Consider the following 19,030-nt stretch of genomic DNA (forward strand, 5'->3'; position numbering starts at 1 on the left):
GGTTAGGTAAAGCGAAAAGTTTAAGTATATCCTGTACCTTTTCGCCTTATTTTACCCAATAAACTTGGTGAACTATTAGGTATCAAGAAATAATGTTGAAACGTCGCACAATATTAGGATGATGGTTATCGAGTGCGAGCGGACTGGGAAGAAGGAATAAAGGTGTACTGAGTTTTGTTCAAAAATCAAATATGAGTCCTATACAAATCTGAGACAGTAATAGTTATGCTTCCTCTTGAACAATTGTTTTGTCCTTGTTGTACTCCAGCCATATTGCATTTGCTGACTCAATCCGAGCTGACTCAGCACATACTCCAATTAAGAACGGGGTCAGTTGCTGCGGCTATCAGAAGGAATCAAAAACAGCAGCAGGGATCTCTATCCGTAGCAGGGCAAACGCATCTAAATATTAACGAGTCTAGTTAAAAGTAGAATGCATCAGAGTATAAGCCCTGTAGGACTTTCAGAAAAAGAAATATTCATTGTAAAGGAACGAGAATAATTATAAAGGCAAGCATACTATCACTACAAATTTTGGAGCGAGGGCGTGGGTACTGCGGTTATCTCTGGTGCAGTACCTTGGGTTGGAGTTACTGGAGTGGCGATCGCTTTTGGCTTAAGTTTGTTGACTGCTGCCTATACTTTTGGTTCTATTAGTGGATGTCATGCATCGCCACACGGAGATATTTCGATGTGGCTTTCAAGTGATAATCTTCTTATACAGCAGCCTACACGGAGAACTTAAGATGACATCTCCAGAAACGGTTACATGGCTACAAGAACGGACGAGTTTAGGAATTCTCTCATCTGAGGTGTTAAATGCGATCGCACAAGTAATTGAAGAACAAGTTATACCAGCCGAAACTGACTTAGTTAGCGAAGGCACTCCTCCAGAAGCCCTTTATATTCTTGTAGAAGGTCAACTCGAAAGCAATAGCACCAATCAAACCAACCCAGCCTTAGCTTGTGGATTCCTCCCCGGAGCAGTGATTGAACTCAAAGAATTGCTCTTGGATGAATTAACTCCATTCACAATTACTACGGTGACAGATTGTCATTTATGGGTTGTACCTGGTGACAAATTTCGTGAATTAGCCACCCAATACCCCGAAATTGCTCAGGCTTTTTCGCGTCAATTGGCTCAAGAATTAGCTCAGGCTACATCTGCACTTGGGTATGAACAAGAACGATCTGTTGCTTTGCGACCATATTTAGTTACCAAAGCCCAACGCGGAATTGTCGGTACAAGTCGCTATGCAGTAAAACTGCGCGAGCAAATTCGTTTATCGGCGGCTGACCGTAAATCTGTGGTTATTTTCGGAGAACCAGGGTTAGAAAAAGACAATATAGCAGCCCTCATCCACTTTGGTTCTCCAAAACGGCGAGAACCAATTATTAAAGTAAATTGCGGTATTCTGCAAACAAGCGGTGCAGATTTATTCGGTCGCGCTGGCGGTAAACCAGGACTGTTGGAATGGTTGGGAGAAGGTACTTTAGTTCTCAACAACATCCAAGAATTGCCCGAAGAATTATTACCTGCGGTGACGCAGTTGCTCAAAACTGGCACATATACCCCCGTCAGTCGTTCAGAAGAAGCAACACCTGAACCTCGTCCTAGTAAAGCCAGAATTCTGATTGTTTCCGAAAAAACTCAGCCCATAATTGAACGCTGTATTGGTCAGATTATTAAAGTACCACCGCTACGGGTGCGGAAAGCTGATGTTCAGGCACAGGTTGAATATTATACTAGTCTCTACATTCGGGCTAGAGGCGTTCCGAAACCGCACATTACCCCAGAAGCTTTACGTCGCCTCCAGTCTTATGATTTTCCTGGCAATCTCAAGGAATTAAAAAATCTGGTAGAAAGAGCGATCGTGCAAGCGGAGGGTGCTAATGAATTAACAGAAGAAATTTTCTGGCCAGCCGAAACGAAGAAAAAACGATTTCGAGTGAATCTGTTAAATGTCTATCCTCGTTTGCGGCGATTTTTGCGTAGTCCTTGGTGGCCCGATCGCATTAACTATGGTTTTACTGCAACGGCTTTTGCGATTATCGTTGCAGTCTTATTTATTGGGCCACAAACCCGCGATCGCAATTTCGTATTAAATCTATTTTGGGCTTGGTGGTGGCCTTTCTTCTTATTTCTCTTTCCCTTTTTGGGACGTATTTGGTGTTCTGTTTGTCCCTTCATGATTTACGGAGAAATTACCCAAAAGTTATCTCTCTGGCTGTGGCCTCGAAAACTCAAGCGCTGGCCTAGAGAGGAAGCTGAGAAATGGGGCGGATGGTTTCTCTTTGGGCTATTTACCCTAATTTTCTTATGGGAAGAACTCTGGCATTTAGAAAATACTGCCTACCTTAGCGCTTGTTTGCTGCTGTTAATTACGGCTGGGGCAATGATTTTCTCTGCGATTTTTGAGCGGCGATTTTGGTGTCGTTATCTCTGTCCCATCGGCGGGATGAATGGTTTATTTGCCAAACTCTCAATGACGGAACTTCGCGCACAGCAAGGTATTTGTTCTGCCAGTTGCACTACGTACCAGTGCTATAAAGGTGGGCCGCAAAAAGGCGAAGGGATGGAAACTAATGGATGTCCCTTATATTCCCACCCAGCGCAATTAGAAGATAACAGAGATTGCGTACTGTGCATGACGTGCCTGAAAGCCTGTCCTCATCGTTCTGTTGAGTTCAACTTGCGTCCCCCTGGTATTGAACTGTGGACAACTCATGTACCCCGCACCTATGAAGTAGCATTATTGTTTTTGTTGTTGGGTGGAATATATCTGCATCGCTTGCCAGAGTTGCAATCTTGGTTGAGGTTACAACTGGATTTAACTCAGTTTTGGCAGCACTTGGGATTATCGCTGCTAGTGTTAATCATCCCAGCAATATTTACCTTTGGGGCTTATAGCTTGTTGCAAGTGTTCAACTTTAACCGCAAGCCTCGATCATTTGTAGAACTTGCCTATGGTTACCTACCATTAGTGTTAGGGGGAAACTTAGCTCACTATCTGCGTTTAGGCTTAGGCGAAGGCGGACGGATTTTACCCGTAACCTTTGCTACCCTTGGACTGAGTGGTGAACAATTACCAATATTGGTTGCTCATCCGGCTGTCATTGCCTTTTTGCAAGGTGCAACAATAATTTTTTCCGTGTTAATGACTATACTATTAACGCAAAAGATTGCCAAGCAACCAGTGCGATCGCTCATGGCGCAACACCTAGCAGCGATCGCTTTGGGAGTTAGTATGTGGGCGATTATCGTGTTTTGAGTTTCACATAATATATAGCGATATATAGCGATCGTGACAATACGGTTTGGTTAACATGTTTGTCTCTCAAAGATCCCCCCAACCCCCCGATAAATTGGGGGGCTTTTTCTTCTAATTACCCCCTTAAAAAGGGGGTCGCCGCAGACGGGGGATCTTATCCGAACCGTATTGGGAATTATCCTTCTTTCCTCTCCCTCTGCTGCCTGTGCGTCTGGAGCGGTTTCTTAGGAGAGCGCTAGAATGAAATAGCCCTGTATTGCACCTAACAGAGAACAGCTACTATATACAGTTATTATATGGTTAGTCTGTAACTTTTCTGTCTCAGGACTCAATACAACTGGCCATGAAACGAAAGTTTTTACCGATTATTGCATCACTCTTGACCATCGGTTTAATATATGCAGCGGTATATCATATCTTAGGCGAAATCTGTTTGTATCCCGATGTACTATATAACCCAAATGAAGGTAAGTCAATTAAAGCCAGAACATTGGCTATAGTTGCTGTTCCGTATGCCCAGATGGGACAAAAGGATAAATCCTCAAAAATATTAGCTCAAGCATTAAAGAACGCCCAGGAGATTAAGGAGATCAATACCTATTCTTCTCGAAGAAGTTCTGCACTGCTTAAAGTAGCTGCCAAGTATGCAGAAGTTGGGCAACCCGCTCAAGCTCTTCAAGTTATTAAGATAGCCAAAGAAGGTGTTGAACATGGAAGTGGGGCTGCTCAGGAGCTAAATGAGGCAGCAGTCAAGGCTGCCGAAGCAGGTCGCTTCAACCAAGCCCTTCAGCTTACCCAGTTGCTCGATAATAAAGCAATTGGATATTTTGAAAACAGAGACAGTGCTATAGCTGAAGTCGCTGTTGAAACTGCCCAAGCTGGGCTATACGACCAAGCTTTTCAACTTCTTAGCTCGATTGAGGAGAATACCGATAAGACAGGAGAGGCATTAACTAAGATTGCTGAGTTGGCGACTTCTACAAAACTTAGAAGTCAAGCCTTGCCGTTATTAGATCAAACCTTTGAACTTGCCAATAGAATTAAGAATGTTAGTGCTTTAGCTAAGGTAGCTAGTCAGTACACAGAATTAGGACAGAAAGCTAAATCTGAACAAATATTAAACCAATCTCTTCAGCTTACCCAATCTGATAAGTATATCCCCAACCAAATTGAAAACATAGTCAAGATTGCTGTTAGCTATGCAAACATAGGACAACAAGATAAAGCTGTACAGATATTAGACAGAACTTTTGGGGCTGTTCAGCTTATTCAGATTAATAATATACCAAAACCAATATTGCCCGAACTCGCCATTGGTTACGCAAAAATAGGTCAAAAAGATAAAGCCTTACAAATATTAAATAAAGCCTTTCAACAGAATAAAATTAATAAAAATTTTTGGAAAACTGATCAATTCACTCAAATTGCTGTTAAATACGAGGAGATGGGACTTCATCAACAAGCTTTGGAAGCTGCTAAAATGCTGGGGGCGCCTGAAAGAGTTCGGGCATTAGTTGCAGTAGCGGTTGAAGATGCAGAGCAATCTCAATATGACCTAGCTATTAAGAACATCAAATCTATTGGAAACGATTACCCTCATGAAGTTCGCCCCGACAAAATGAATGGACTATCTCAAATTGCCATGAAAGCTGCGTCAGCAGGGCAATATGAACAAGCATTTAAAAGTATTGAGTCTATAGATGATGATTTTTGCGGAGATTGTATCGCTAAACCCTTAATAAAACTTGTTAACAAGGCTACTAGAACAGAAACAAAAGATAAAGCCTCACAATTGTTAGACAAAGCCTTAAGCGTTGCTCAGTTTACTATCCTAGATCAACCTGAACGAGTTGGAGTATTGGCTGAAGTTGCTAATCATTATGCACAACTGGGACAACAGCAGAAAGCTTCAGATATACTAGCTAAAGCCCTTAAAATTGGCGAAGATATTTCTATTTCAAAGTCGATGCCTGAAAACATCTCCATACATTTTACCTGGTTCAAGTATCCTTGTCCATATATCCGTTGATAAGGGAACTTTTTAGATTTTGGTAGTGGTGGTTATTACTAATACCAATTCACAAAAATCCTGATACACATTTCTCCTAGTGGCATTGCCATGCCCCCACCAACGTATTTGTATCATTATTAAAGTGAAGATGACCCCATTGGCGACCCACTGACTGTTCCCAACCTTTTGCTGTGACGACTGGCAAAAGAAAGCACAGAAGTGTTTTGGTTAATCAGAATCTGGTGGCAATTGAAAAACGATAAACAGGCGCAAGTCTTAGAGGATGTTTAAAAAGTTTTGGGCGAATATAATTCGCTACTATACAGGCTAAGTCCGCCTGCGCGGACTAACACAAAATTAGGTATTTCAAACCTGCGAAGGCAGGTTTTGTCTGTGTAGCCGCGATTTCCAATCGCTAGGGCTGGCTTAGAGCAGAATTAGCGAAATAGTATTTGAAGAGTTAATTTAACCTGAATTTCGGGAATTATTATAGTAACAATCAAAATCTATTATAAAACAACATTCAGTCAAGTAATAATGCTTAAATTAATTGCTCGTATCCCGGATTATAGTATTGCAAGTTTAATTTATGAAACTACTGCCACAGTAATTTATCGAGCATACTCCAAGGCTAAGGGGCATTCAGTTGTGATCAAACTGCTCAAGGCAGAATATCCTACTGTCAAAGAGATTGCTCAGATTAAGCACGAATACGAAATTATCCAAAACTTGAACATTACAGGTGTAATTAGAGCTTATGAATTAATCAGTTACGACAACGGTTACAGTAATGGTCTAGCAATGGTTTTAGAAGATTTTGGTGGAGAATCTTTAAAAGTTCAGATATCTAATACAGGCTTTGAACTTAGAAAATTTCTCAACATTGCCGGTCAAATTACTGAAACTTTAGGAGAGTTACATACCCACCACATTATTCATAAGGATCTTCAGCCGGAAAACATTCTTTATAACCCCAATACCGAAAAAATAAAATTGATTGACTTCAGCATCGCTTCGCTGCTGTCAAAAGAAAGCCCAGAAATCAGTAGCCTCAACCTCCTAGAAGGAACGCTGGCTTATATGTCGCCAGAGCAAACCGGACGCATCAACCGAACCTTAGATTATCGCACAGATTTTTACTCATTAGGTGTCATTTTCTACGAAATGCTCACGGGTCGGCTCCCCTTTCAGAATGCTCAAGACCCAATGGAATTGGTGCATTGTCACATTGCGAAAATTCCAGTAGCTCCGCATGAGATTAATCCTAATGTACCACTGGTAATCTCTGCGATCGCTATGAAACTTCTGAGCAAAACTGCTGAAGACCGCTACCAGAGTGCTTACGGGTTAAAGGCTGACCTAGAACAAGCAGCAATACAACTGCAAACAAAAGGCAGCATTGACCTTTTTACTTTAGGTCAGCAAGATTTTTCGCATCAATTCCAAATAGCTCAAAAACTTTACGGTCGGGAAGTAGAAGTGGCGGCTTTAATGGCTGCCTTTGAAAAAGTTAGCCTTGGTTCTAGCGAAGTTGTGTTGGTAGGAGGATATTCTGGTATCGGCAAATCCTCATTAGTTAACGAAGTTCACAAACCGATTGTCCGGCAAAGAGGTTACTTTATTGGTGGCAAATTTGATCAACTCAAACGAGATATTCCTTATGCTTCTTTGATTCAAGCATTTCGAGAATTGATGCGACAACTGTTAGCTGAAAGCCAAGCCAGAGTTGAGGTTTGGAAAAATAAATTACTACAAGCATTGGGAGCTAACGGTCAAGTTATTATTGATGTCATCCCGGAAGTAGAACTGATTATTGGGCAGCAAGCGCCTGTACCGCAGTTGGGCGTTGCTGAATCTCAAAACCGTTTTAATCGGGTGTTTAAGCAATTTATCCATGCCTTTACTGCTGCGGAACATCCCTTAGTACTGTTTTTAGATGACCTCCAATGGGCAGATGCTGCCTCTGTCAACCTAGTCGAGAATCTGATGACTGACCCAGAAAGTCAGTATTTCTTACTGATTGGGGCTTACCGAGATAACGAAGTTAATCCCACCCATCCACTGATGTTAATGCTAGAGGCAATTCAAGCATCTGGGGCTACTGTTGAAGAGTTGTTTTTGAAGCCATTAGCAACACCTCATATTACTCAACTAGTTACTGACACGTTCAATTGCGAATCATCTCAGGCAGAACCTTTAGCCGATTTACTGTTTCAAAAAACCCAAGGTAATCCTTTTTTCTTGACTCAGTTACTAAAAGTACTACATCAAGATAATCTTTTGATATTTGATTATCGTTCAGGTTTATGGCAGTGGGATCTCAACAAAATTCAGGAACAAGCCATTACCGATAATGTTGTCGATTTAATGGTGAATAAAATTCAAAGGTTCTCAGAACAAACGCAGCAAGTTTTACAATTAGCTGCTTGTGTTGGGAACCGTTTTAATTTAGAAACCCTAGCTGTAGTAAACGAAAAATCTACATCGGCAACAGCAGTTGATTTATGGGAAGCTTTGCGGGCAGGATTAATTCTTCCTTTGAGTGATACTTACAAAATTCCTCAATTGTTGAATCAATCAGAATTGGCAACATACTGCAATACTGCTGTACAAGTTGATTATAAGTTTTTACACGATCGCGTTCAGCAAGCTGCTTATTCTTTAATACCAATCGATCAGCAAAAACAAGTACACCTAAAGGTAGGTAAATTACTATTACATAATACTGAAAAATCCCAATTAGAAGAACATCTTTTTGATATTGTCAACCATTTCAATGCTGGCGGTTCATTGATTGTGGAACCAGCAGAAAGATATGAACTAGCAGAATTAAACCTGAAAGCAGGTCAACGGGCAAAATCATCTTCGGCGTTTGTAACTGCACTCAAGTTGCTAGAAACAGGGATGAGTTATCTACCTGAAAATAGCTGGCAAGATAATTATTTACTTACCCTAAATTTATATTTACAATCTGGAGAAGCGGAATTTTTAAATGGAAAATATGAGGAAGCCTTGCTGATTTTTGAGCAGACTTTCAGCCAGGTTAAAACTACTCTTGATATGTGTCGGGTGAATGAATATCGAATTATGTGTTATCGGATGGAGAATGATTTAAACTCCGCATATAAAATTGGGTTAAATACTTTAGAGCTTTTAGACTTAGAGTTTACAGCTTATCCTGATGATGCATATCTATTGGAAAAACTTAATCAAACCAAAAAAGTTATTGGCGATCGCTCAACTTTTAGTCTCGCAGAACTACCGCCAATGCAAGATGAAGAGAAGTTAATGGCTCAACGCATTTTAAAAGAAGTCTGGCCTATTGCCTACTTTTTAGGATCTAAAGCGTTGCATATCACATCGATGAATATAACTCAACTTTCAGTTCAGTATGGCAACTCACCAATTTCGGTATTTGGCTATATGCTTTATGCTTTTAATCTGGTGTTTCAATATGGTGAAGTTGATTCAGGTTATGAGTTTGGTAAGCTATCTTTACGATTGCATGAAGTTTTAAGAACTAAGGAATTAGAAGCAAATATTTTGAATATGTGGGGCGGTTTAGTTTGTCACTACAAAGACCATATTAGCGAGAGTAAACCTTATTTATTGAAAGGATTTAATAGTGGTTTAGAAACAGGTTCTTATCAATGGTCTGGTTATTGTTCAGTTAATTTTTTATGGCAATCATTATTTGGAAATGAATCTTTAGAAAAAACCGCAGAAATAGCCGAAGATTTTATTCCTAGCCTCCGCAAGATTGACAAAAATATGTTGAACTACCATCTGCTGGCTATGGAAGCGATCGCTAACCTAATTAAGCCAGCAGAAAAGATTGATGAACTTGTTGGAACTTGGGCAGATGAAGAGCAAGTGCTAGAGTTTGCACAGGCATCTTCGGATATGTTGAGTGCATTTGTAGTTTATATCTATAAACTTGCACTCTGTAACTGGTATGGAGAATTTATCAAAGCTGTTGAGTATGCAGACAATGCAGAAAAATATGTAGGGGGAGCGCGAGGAATTTTTATTAATCCTGTTTTCTATTTTCACCAAAGTATTGCCTTAGCAGGAGCTTATGCAGAGGCAGATACCGAAACTCAAGCCATTTATCTTGATAAACTAAACGTCAACTTAGAAAAATTCCAGCAATGGGCAATGCACTGTCCAACCAATTATCAACACAAGTTCCTGCTGATTCAAGCAGAAGTGGCTCGGATTCATCAACAAGATTATCAGGCAATGGAACTGTATGATAAGGCGATCGCTTCTGCTGCCGAAAACGGTTATTTACAAAATGAAGCCTTAGCAAACGAACTGGCATTTCGATTTTACTTAGCCAAGGATAGGAAAAACTTTGCCAAAATTTATTTAAAAGAAGCCCGCTATGGCTATTTAAAGTGGCAAGCTACGGGTAAAGTTCGGCAACTGGACGAACAATATTCGCAAATTTTTAGAGATACAGTTGAGCGGCGTAGGGCTACAAAGCAGATTCAGGATATTTCTGAAGCTAAAACCCAAACTCTAGATATCAGTACAGCGATTAAAGCATCCCAAGCACTCTCAAGCGAGATGGAGTTAAATCCTCTGCTGGAGAAGATGATGACGATCGCAATCGAGAATGCTGGGGCCCAAATGGGTTATCTACTTGTAAAACGAGAGAACCAGTGGATAATTGAAGCCGAAGGAAGCATTGATCGAGATCAACTGACAGTGCGATCGTCGAGTCTGTTTCAAGTAAAGCATAAACTACCAGTTTTGCTGATTAACTATGTTGAAAGAACAAAAGAAAATTTGGTTTTAGACGATGCTAGCCATACAGAGCGTTTTGTGAGTGACAACTATATTGTTGCCAATCAACCCAAATCAATTATGTGTTTGCCTTTCTCTCATCAGGGTAAGCTAACTGGAGTTCTTTACCTGGAAAATAACCTCACCACCGGAGTCTTTACCGCAGAGCGATTAGAGGTACTGAACTTGTTAACCTCGCAAGTTTCCATCTCCATAGAAAATGCTCGGCTCTACACAAATTTGCACATATACTCCCAGGAGTTAGAGATTTCAGAAACACAAGCGCGTGAGAAAGCAAAACAGCTAGAACACACCCTCGATGAATTGAAGCTCACCCAGTCTCAGATGGTGCAAAGCGAAAAAATGTCTAGCTTGGGGCAGTTGGTAGCAGGGGTTGCTCACGAAATCAATAACCCAGTCAGCTTTATCTACGGCAACCTTACTTACGTTAATAATTATGTCAAAGACTTGATGAGTGTAGTAGAACTTTATCAGCAGCAAAACCAGAATTTACCGCCTAAAGTTCAGAACGAGATAGATGCGGTTGACTTAGATTTTTTGATGGAAGACTTACCTAAGCTGTTGGCTTCCATGAAAGGGGGAACCGATCGCATTCGCCAAATTGTGTTATCTTTACGAAACTTTTCCCGTTTAGACGAAGCTGAAGTTAAAGCCGTTGATATTCATGAGGGCATTGATAGCACCTTAATGATTTTGCAAAATCGGCTGAAACCCGAACCAGACTCTCTGGGAATTCAGGTAATACAGGAGTACGGCAACCTGCCACCCGTAGAGTGCTACCCTGGCCAACTGAATCAGGTATTTATGAATCTGATCGCTAATTCAATTGACTCTTTGGAAGAATTTAACAAACATCGGACTTATGCCGATATTGCACGTCAGCCAAGTATCATTACAATTCGTACTACTGTTGAAGGCGATTTTGCCGTCATTCGCATTGCTGATAACGGTTCTGGTATCAGCGAAAATGTACGGCAAAAACTCTTCACACCCTTTTTTACCACCAAACCTGTTGGTAAAGGCACTGGTTTAGGGCTATCTATTAGTTACCAGATTGTGACTAATAAGCATCGAGGACAGTTGGAGTGTGTATCCGTTTCAGGACGAGGGGCTGAATTTATGATCTCTATCCCCCTTAAGGCAACGCAGGGGGAGTTGTGTAGGTTCTAATTTTTATTTATCTGTTAAGGCAGGCAGGGGGAGCAGGGGGAGAGAAAAAAGCTTAACTGAACTGTATTTGACCACAGAATAGGTTTCAACTCTTCTAGTAGTTTCGTAGGGTGCGTTATGGACACGCCGAAATAACAAATGGGTACACCGAAATAACAAATGGGTACGCCGAAATAACAAATGGGTTCGCCGAAATAACAAATGGGTTCGCCGAAATAACAAATGGGTTCGCCGAAATAACAAATGGGTTCGCCGATATAACAAATGGGTACGCCGAAATAACAAATGAGTTCGCCGATATAACAAATGAGTTCGCCGATATAACAAATGAGTTCGCTGATATAACAAATGAGTTCGCTGATATAACAAATGCGATCGCCGATATAACAAATGCGATCGCCGATATAACAAATGCGATCGCCGATATAACAAATGAGTTCGCTGATATAACAAATGAGTTCGCCGATATAACAAATGAGTTCGCTGATATAACAAATGAGTTCGCTGATATAACAAATGAGTTCGCTGATATAACAAATGAGTTCGCTGATATAACAAATGCGATCGCCGATATAACAAATGCGATCGCACTTGACAATCGCTACAATTTTTCCCCTACTCCCCTGCCTCCTGCCCCCTGCCCCCTGCCTCTAACAAATAAATTAATGCTTCCACTAAAGCCTGATTTTGTTCATCTGTGCCAACAGTAATGCGTAATTTATCATCTAATCCAGGCTGCTTGAAGTAGCGGATTAAAATTCCCCGTTCCTTCAGTTTTTGATACAGATATTCTGCATTTCCTTCTCTGGGCTGTACCAGCAAAAAGTTAGCTTGCGAATCCCAAAGGTGAAAACCTAATTGCTTTAAGTCTGTTGCTAACTGATTCCGCGATGCTTTAATCTTTGCCACACAAGCATTTTTATAAGCTTGATCGGTAATCGCAGCCGTGCCAATTGCACAAGCGATCGCATCTATGTTATAGCTATCTTTCACCTTAAACAATCCCTGCAACAGCTTGGGATTTGCCACCCCAAATCCCAGCCGTAATCCAGCCAACGAGTAGCCTTTAGAAAGTGTGCGAATTACAATGACGTTTTCGTAGTCCTTTACCAAAGCCAATGCATTCTCTTCGGTAAAATCTATGTATGCTTCGTCAATCACTAAAACTCCCGATAACTGGCTGGCTAATTTTCGCAGATCATTTGTTGCTACCACATGCCCCGATGGACTATTAGGCGACGCAATGAATGTTACAGATCCATTGGCCGCAACCAATTCTTCTAAAGGTAAACTGTAATCCTGGCTGTAAGGAATCTCAATAATTTCCGCAGCTTGCATTTCTGTTAATGTGCGATATAGCACATAAGTTGGCATCGGATAAACTACTTTCTTTCCAGGTTCTGCACAGGCTCGAATCACCACACTCAACAATTCATCACTGCCATTTCCCACAATTATCCAATCGCTAGGAACACCCAAAACTTTACTTGCAGCTTGCCGGAACTCGTCCCCGAAAGGTTCTGGATACCGCCGCAACCACTCGCCATCAATATTTTGCAGCACAGCTAACGCCGCAGGCGAAGGAGGATAGGGGTTCTCGTTACTGTTGAGTTTAATTATCTTTGTACCGCGTTGAGGCTGCTCACCGGGAATGTAGCTAGCCATTGCATCTACATTAGAGCGAAAGTAGTTGGTCATAGAGCATGAGATATGGAGAAAACAGAATTTTATTAGTTAAGAGTTCATTAGACATTTAATCCTTGGTTCAAGGGAAGCAAGCTACGCGTAATGTTCCGCATAAAAGTAGGACTTACGCAAAAATTGCTAAAAAGCTTAATTTCTCGAACCGCCAAGACGCCAAGAGCGCCGAGAATTCGTAGAGTGTGCGTAAGTCCTAAAAAGGTATTATCGAATAACTGTTAATCTACCTGATTTTGGGCTTAACCCAGAAATATTGAGAGGGGGCAGGGGGCAGGGGGCAGGGGAAGAAGAATTATTGATTAATGCCCAATGACAAATGACAAATGACAAATGACAAATCATTACCGATATATTATTTTTTACAAACCCTATGGCGTTCTGTGCCAGTTTACAAAAGATGCTCCCACACATAGCACCCTGAAAGATTATATTGATGTACCTGATGTGTATCCTGTGGGACGTTTAGACTGGGATAGTGAAGGGTTGCTCCTATTAACGAATGATGGACAATTGCAACATCGTCTCGCCCATCCGCGTTTTGGCCATAAACGTACTTACTGGGTACAGGTAGAGCGAATTCCAGATGCAGATGCGATAAAAAGGTTGCAAACAGGTGTGGAAATTCAAGATTACCGCACTCAACCAGCAGAAGTTAGGCTGTTACCACAAGAACCACAGCTACCTGAACGCAATCCGCCGATTAGATTTCGCAAAAATGTACCGACAGCTTGGCTGGAAATGACTTTGACAGAGGGAAAAAACCGCCAAGTACGGCGTATGACTGCGGCTGTAGGGTTTCCGACTTTGCGACTGGTTAGGGTTAGCATAGCCCACCTACAATTAGATGACCTACAATTGGGTCAATGGCGCGATTTAAGCACATCTGAACTCCAATTTCTACATAATTTTAGTAAATCGAAAAGTTTTCCTCCAAAGACGAATCCTCTCTAACAGGAATCGACTTTCTGCTATAAGCCAGCGACAAGCTTTATTTATTTTGAACCAATCTAAAATCTAAAATACAAAATTGCTATGACTCAAGAACAACAAACCGCAATTGCAGGTATCTATGAAGTCTGTATTGGCGTTCCAGAAGCAATTTCTGCAATTCAGTATTGGGAGCAATTTGGCTATCGCATTGGTGAAATCGGTGAATTAACCGCAGATGTAGCCAATCAATTATATGGAGTGAATTCATCTTTACGCTCAATCCGCCTCTACCACCAAAATTCAGATCATGGTTTGATTCGGCTGATGATTTGGCAAAATCCTACCCATGAAGGCTTGGGAACAGCGTCGATGAAAATTAAGGGAAATCGCTGGGCGACAAGCTTAACGGCAGATGTTTTAAATATTTTAAATCATATAGAAAATGCTAAAGCGGCAGGTTTGCCTATTAGATACTCTATCCCTTATTGGGAAGTCATCTACAACAAAGAGAGGAAAAGCCGTCCTTTTATTGAGCCAGCAGTTGGTGTACGAGAAATGCTGCTACTCCAACCCTTAGCTCGACAGGTTTTATTTCAACGGTTTGGCTATACACTACCGCATTACGGACAAGTTAACCTTAATGCTGCTCTCAAGACTAGTCAGTTTACCCACCTGGGAATCATAGTTCAAGATGACAGCAAAGAAACGCTGAAGTTTTATGAAGAAGTTTTGGGTTTGCTGCGTGTACGTGATGATGTCGAAACTAGCTATGAATCTTCACCAGCAGGTAAAGATATTTTTGACCTTAATCCTGGTGAAAAGTTTATTGTTACGGCCTTTGATGATCCCCGTTCTTCTAAGTCTGACCTGATGGCCGCACGCAGTGGTAGACTTTATATCATTCGATTCCCAGAAGAGATAAATCTAGAATCGCGCTTTGAGGCTGCCCAACCAGGTAGCTTGGGTATGTCTTTATATACCTATCGGGTAAAGGGAATACAAGAGTATTGCGATCGCATCAAAGCAAGTACTGTACAAAAAGTTACAGATATCATTAGTAATGAGTTTGGCGAGATGAGTTTTTCATTTGTTGCGCCAGATGGCTACTTCTGGACTTTGCTAGAAGGTAATTAAACAATTCGCAATTCGCAATGACGCTCGTTCCTTGCTAACGCAATTCGTAATTACGTTTTGTAACGATAATTTTAATTAGGCATCAAAATGTGCAGCCGTCGTTAGGCAGGGGAATTAAATCCTTAAACTTTGTTAAAACCGTTTTCTTAAGTAGCTTTTATTCTTTGCAAACCAGTGTAAATATTAAACCTTTCTCCGCGCAGGAATCCAATCAAGGTAATTCCGAATTCTTTGGCGACAGACACCGCCAAACTACTGGGAGCGGAAACAGAACAGACAATGGGAACTCCAGCAGTTGTAGATTTTTGCAAAATCTCAAAACTAGAGCGTCCGCTTACTAAAACAATACAATTATTTAAAGGCAACTCGTCACTGAGCAAAGCTGTACCAATCAATTTATCCAAAGCATTGTGTCGTCCAACATCTTCGCGCAGGTTTAACAGTTGTCCTTGAGCATTGAAGGTAGCCGCAGCGTGCAAACCTCCTGTAGCTGTAAAGATACCTTGAGCAGCCCGGAGCTTATCAGGTAGACTGTAAATGATCTCAGGTGTTACTGTTGGGCCAGAAGGAATCACTGGACATCCCCGCAGACGCAAAGCTTCAAGGCTAGCTTTACCACACACTCCACAGGCGCTACTAGTGTAGAAATGACGCTCCAAAGGCTGTAAGTCTGGAATCAAACCATCTCGTAGTTCTACATTTACAATGTTATGGTGTTGTTCACCATCTACCAATTCATCCACACAGTAACTGATACGCCGAATATCTTCTCTGTGGCTAACGACTCCTTCACTGTAGAGGAAACCAGCAGCTAGTTCAAAATCTGCTCCTGGTGTCCGCATGGTTACAGCTACCGTCTTCTGGAAAGGGGCAAGGCGAATTTCTAAAGGTTCTTCGGTGGTGAGTTGGTCTAAACGCGATCGCATTTTACCATTTTCTACTACCCAAACAGTGGCTTTAGTCTTGCTTTTCGTTGGCATTTTCATAGTTACGAGAGTTGGTGAATTGAAATTTTGATACTAATCTGGGAACAAAGTAATGCTATTTGTATATCAGGTGTCAGGTTGATGCTCACCAACCACTTTGTGCGGTTTCTGTTTAGTTAAGTAAAATGAACCTAAGATTTTTGGCTTTCAGAAAAATTTTATTTGCAATAGTCTTTGTGATTTCCCTTGGTTTTACAGGATACTTAGTGGCTAATAACATTAGTCAGAGAATAATTGGAAAATCTCTTGCTAAACAAGTCATATCTACCTCTACCGTAGGAAAAAGTTCTCAACTACAGAAACTTTTAAATGAGATAGTTGTAGAACAGAAAATACCTGGTGCAGTCATGTATATTAATACACCTAAAGGCTCTTGGTTGGGAGCATCTGGTGTGAATAGCTTGTCAACTAAAACCCGGATGAAACCCACAGATGGCTTTTCTATTGCCAGTATGAGCAAAACTTTTATGGCGGTGGTTGTGCTGAAGTTAGTGGAGCAAGGGAAGATAGAATTAGACCAGGCGATCGCAACCTACTTACCAAGAGATATCAGTCCTCATATTGTCAACAGCGACAAAATTACAGTTCGTCAACTACTCAACCATACCAGTGGTGTTGCTGAATACTTAGATACAAAAGAGTTTATTCAAGCTACAGCTAAAAGAAGTCGCTCACAGCCTTGGACAGCTAGAGAAGCTATTAAGTATATGTACCAAGAGCAACCGAAGGCAAATCCTGGAGAAAAATTTATTTATACTGATTGCAACTACATTCTTTTGGAACTGATTGTTGAAAATATCACTAGAGGAACTCTTGCACAAGCAATTCGCAGTCAGATTTTAAAACCATTAGGATTAAAACATACCTTTACGGAATTACGCGAACCGACAATTGGAGAAGTAGCTACAGGTTATGGCGATCGCAATAAGGATGGTAAGCTAGATAGCTATGCCCAAGTCAATGATGGCAATGGTTTAGGAGATGGTGGATTGGTTTCAACAGCAGAGGATTTAGCAAAGTTCTCTAAAGCGTTATTTGTCAAAAAAACCTTACTCTCCCCGAAGATGATGAAAGAAATGTTGAAATTTAAAGATAATGGCGAAGGCTATAGCTATGGGTTGGGTGTAGAAAGGTTTTCATCTCCTTTGGCAAAAGCAATTGGGCATACTGGTATAGCTTATGGCTTCGCAACATTACTTGCATATCTCCCAAATCAAAATACCACTATAGTAGTGCTGTTAAATAATCAGAATGTTGATATTAAATCAATCGCTAGAACAGGTCTAGAGGTTGTTGAAAATAAATGATAGTAATTATTTGTAATTATGCTTGTAGGTTTCAGCTTAATTTAACTGTTACCGCAAAATGCAACCCTAATGCAATCCAGCAAAACTTAAATCGTATCTGGGTCAACACCCAATTCTCGCAGTTTTGCTGCTAGACGTTCAGCACGTTGTCTTTCTTGTTGGGCGTGTTCCGCTTCCCACTGGGCAATTTCTTCAGGTGTAGGTATTACCTGTCCTTCCGCATTGAAATAGCGTAATTGATTTTCATGAACGCCCAAGTACAAACTTAGCTGCTGACTCCACAACAATCCTTGTGGGTTGGGTTCTATAGGTTGATACGTACCTCCCACCAAAATAAACCCAGCAAATTCTAGATTCTTGGGGTCAAACCAGAAATATTCAGGAGTGCGAAAGATATCTTGATAAATTTGTTTTTTTAAGCCCTTGTCAATCGCTGCGGTTGATTTTGAAAGCAGTTCTATAATCAAATTCGGATATTTGCCGTCTTCTTCCCAAACAACCCAACTATCACGGGGTTTGCGTTCAGTATTTAAAACAACAAAGAAATCTGGCCCCCGAAAGTCTTCGGATTTACGCTGGCGTGGACTGTAATGAATGCTAATATTCCCCGCAGCAAAGTAGTCATTAAAGCCATTGTGGTCTCGCCACCACCAATCAATACATTTTATTAATAGCAGCATTTGCTGCAAATGTAGGTATGTTTCCAATGGTGGTTCGTTACTTTCTAAATCCCCTGGTGGAAATATAACATCTTCTGGGGTTTCAAAATCTTTGGCGACAGACATGGCTGCAAGTTTTGGAGTGATGTTAAGTTGAGCGTAGCAGTCGGAAAGCCTTAATATTAGGTTTGCTTTTCTAAGCGTACTATATGCATTATAATCAGGAACCCCTTCAAGCGATCGCTTACTGTCACAGACGCTACTTCAAGTTTTAACATTTATCTTTGCTTTCCATACATCGAAGCAGACATTTTTGTAACTAGCAACTTGGGTTATCTATATCTGTCTTATGTAATGAGTGTTATACCTACCCTAAGTGGGGTTATCTATCTACATTTGTTCGTTAAGTTATATGAAGTACTGAAAGCAAAGTTTCTCAGTAAATAACTGAGGAAATCAAAATAACCTTAACTTAGTTGGAGTTTTTTATGACTTACACAGCCGATGAAGCAACAAAACCAGCTTTAAAAACTTTTCAAGACCAAAGTAGCAACGGCGGGCTAGCCCCTAAATTCATTTATGGGGGTTAGCCGTTGGCGATTTCAAGACGCTCGATGACTCGCTACCGCTACGCTATCGCCGTCAAGTTTCTTTTTGGTTTTGGATGTACATTTTCACCGCTTCCAGTGGTGCGCCTCCCACTGTCGAAACAAAATAAGAATTAGTCCACAAAGTAGGTAATCTACTTTTCAACTCTGGAAATTCTAATCGCAAATACCTAGAAGTCGCACCTTTGAATCTCTTCACAACACGGTGTATTCCAAATTGCGGGTCAACTTCTACTAGTAAATGTACATGATCTGGCATTATTTCCATCTCTATAATTTCAACTTTAATGTCAATTGCTATTTGAGCAAGCAACTCTTTCAGTCGAGAGGCGATTGCATTCACAAGCACTGGCCTTCTGTATTTAGGGCAAAAAATAACATGATATTTACACGAATAAACAACATTGTTGTTTGATTTAAACTTTTGCATGGAACCTTGT

General features: G+C 40.9%; 12 protein-coding genes. 7 read left to right on the forward strand and 5 right to left on the reverse strand.

The genetic code is table 11. The features are described 5' to 3' along the window. The first annotated feature begins 547 nt into the window (after window positions 1-547). The 4 genes from CDC33_RS18690 to CDC33_RS18705 all read left to right on the forward strand — a co-directional run bounded on the left by CDC33_RS18690 (window position 548) and on the right by CDC33_RS18705 (window position 11,265). A complete protein-coding gene (locus CDC33_RS18690) occupies window positions 548-745 on the forward strand; it encodes an MIP/aquaporin family protein (protein WP_109009749.1) in 198 nt (65 codons plus the stop codon). Window position 746: 1 nt separating this feature from the next. Further along, the gene (locus CDC33_RS18695) at window positions 747-3,272 is read left to right on the forward strand and encodes an AAA-type ATPase lid domain-containing protein (protein ID WP_109009750.1); all 2,526 of its coding nucleotides are present in this window, start codon (window positions 747-749) and stop codon (window positions 3,270-3,272) included. A gap of 343 nt (window positions 3,273-3,615) precedes the next feature. Further along, a complete protein-coding gene (locus CDC33_RS18700) occupies window positions 3,616-5,301 on the forward strand; it encodes a tetratricopeptide repeat protein (RefSeq protein WP_109009751.1) in 1,686 nt (561 codons plus the stop codon). Between the two features lie 519 nt (window positions 5,302-5,820). After that, window positions 5,821-11,265, forward strand: coding sequence for a trifunctional serine/threonine-protein kinase/ATP-binding protein/sensor histidine kinase (locus CDC33_RS18705; RefSeq protein WP_109009752.1), 5,445 nt, complete (start codon window positions 5,821-5,823; stop codon window positions 11,263-11,265). A gap of 3 nt (window positions 11,266-11,268) precedes the next feature. Here CDC33_RS18705 and CDC33_RS38890 read toward each other — a convergent pair whose 3' ends face one another. Both CDC33_RS38890 and hisC read right to left on the reverse strand, forming a co-directional pair. Next, window positions 11,269-11,856 (reverse strand): hypothetical protein, encoded by a 588-nt coding sequence (locus CDC33_RS38890; RefSeq protein WP_181374069.1) that lies wholly within the window; start codon window positions 11,854-11,856, stop codon window positions 11,269-11,271. A gap of 24 nt (window positions 11,857-11,880) precedes the next feature. Then, on the reverse strand, window positions 11,881-12,963 hold the full coding sequence (gene hisC / locus CDC33_RS18715) for a histidinol-phosphate transaminase (protein WP_109009753.1): 1,083 nt from the start codon (window positions 12,961-12,963) through the stop codon (window positions 11,881-11,883). Between the two features lie 333 nt (window positions 12,964-13,296). On the opposite strand from hisC, the gene CDC33_RS18720 reads away from it, so the two are divergent. Both CDC33_RS18720 and CDC33_RS18725 read left to right on the forward strand, forming a co-directional pair. Further along, window positions 13,297-13,917 carry an rRNA large subunit pseudouridine synthase E gene (locus tag CDC33_RS18720; RefSeq protein ID WP_109009754.1) on the forward strand — a complete coding sequence of 207 codons (621 nt, stop codon included), beginning with the start codon at window positions 13,297-13,299 and terminating at the stop codon, window positions 13,915-13,917. Window positions 13,918-13,998: 81 nt separating this feature from the next. Next, entirely contained in the window at window positions 13,999-15,030 is a 1,032-nt protein-coding gene (locus CDC33_RS18725) for a VOC family protein (protein ID WP_109009755.1), read from the forward strand. Between the two features lie 146 nt (window positions 15,031-15,176). On the opposite strand, the gene fdhD is transcribed toward CDC33_RS18725, so the two are convergent. Continuing rightward, on the reverse strand, window positions 15,177-16,016 hold the full coding sequence (fdhD, locus tag CDC33_RS18730) for a formate dehydrogenase accessory sulfurtransferase FdhD (RefSeq protein ID WP_109009756.1): 840 nt from the start codon (window positions 16,014-16,016) through the stop codon (window positions 15,177-15,179). 206 nt (window positions 16,017-16,222) lie between these two features. On the opposite strand from fdhD, the gene CDC33_RS18735 reads away from it, so the two are divergent. Beyond that, complete coding sequence (locus CDC33_RS18735) at window positions 16,223-17,323, forward strand: serine hydrolase domain-containing protein (RefSeq protein WP_181374070.1); 1,101 nt, start codon at window positions 16,223-16,225, stop codon at window positions 17,321-17,323. A gap of 86 nt (window positions 17,324-17,409) precedes the next feature. On the opposite strand, the gene CDC33_RS18740 is transcribed toward CDC33_RS18735, so the two are convergent. Together CDC33_RS18740 and tnpA are read right to left on the reverse strand one after the other, a co-directional pair. After that, window positions 17,410-18,108, reverse strand: coding sequence for a Uma2 family endonuclease (locus CDC33_RS18740; RefSeq protein WP_109009758.1), 699 nt, complete (start codon window positions 18,106-18,108; stop codon window positions 17,410-17,412). 516 nt (window positions 18,109-18,624) lie between these two features. Further along, the gene (gene tnpA / locus CDC33_RS18745; protein WP_109007719.1) at window positions 18,625-19,020 is read right to left on the reverse strand and encodes an IS200/IS605 family transposase; all 396 of its coding nucleotides are present in this window, start codon (window positions 19,018-19,020) and stop codon (window positions 18,625-18,627) included. Window positions 19,021-19,030: the final 10 nt, after the last annotated feature.

It is taken from the genome of Nostoc commune NIES-4072, assembly GCF_003113895.1.
Taxonomy (GTDB): Bacteria; Cyanobacteriota; Cyanobacteriia; order Cyanobacteriales; family Nostocaceae; genus Nostoc; species Nostoc commune.

Excerpts from the sequence above, each read along its gene's own strand:
- CDC33_RS18700 (WP_109009751.1), top strand. The coding sequence starts at position 3,616 with ATGAAACGAAAGTTTTTACCGATTATTGCATCACTCTTGACCATCGGT.
- CDC33_RS18695 (WP_109009750.1), top strand. The coding sequence starts at position 747 with ATGACATCTCCAGAAACGGTTACATGGCTACAAGAACGGACGAGTTTA.
- fdhD (WP_109009756.1), bottom strand. The coding sequence starts at position 16,016 with ATGAAAATGCCAACGAAAAGCAAGACTAAAGCCACTGTTTGGGTAGTA.
- tnpA (WP_109007719.1), bottom strand. The coding sequence starts at position 19,020 with ATGCAAAAGTTTAAATCAAACAACAATGTTGTTTATTCGTGTAAATAT.
- hisC (WP_109009753.1), bottom strand. The coding sequence starts at position 12,963 with ATGACCAACTACTTTCGCTCTAATGTAGATGCAATGGCTAGCTACATT.
- CDC33_RS18740 (WP_109009758.1), bottom strand. The coding sequence starts at position 18,108 with ATGTCTGTCGCCAAAGATTTTGAAACCCCAGAAGATGTTATATTTCCA.
- CDC33_RS18720 (WP_109009754.1), top strand. The coding sequence starts at position 13,297 with ATGACAAATCATTACCGATATATTATTTTTTACAAACCCTATGGCGTT.
- CDC33_RS18705 (WP_109009752.1), top strand. The coding sequence starts at position 5,821 with ATGCTTAAATTAATTGCTCGTATCCCGGATTATAGTATTGCAAGTTTA.
- CDC33_RS18725 (WP_109009755.1), top strand. The coding sequence starts at position 13,999 with ATGACTCAAGAACAACAAACCGCAATTGCAGGTATCTATGAAGTCTGT.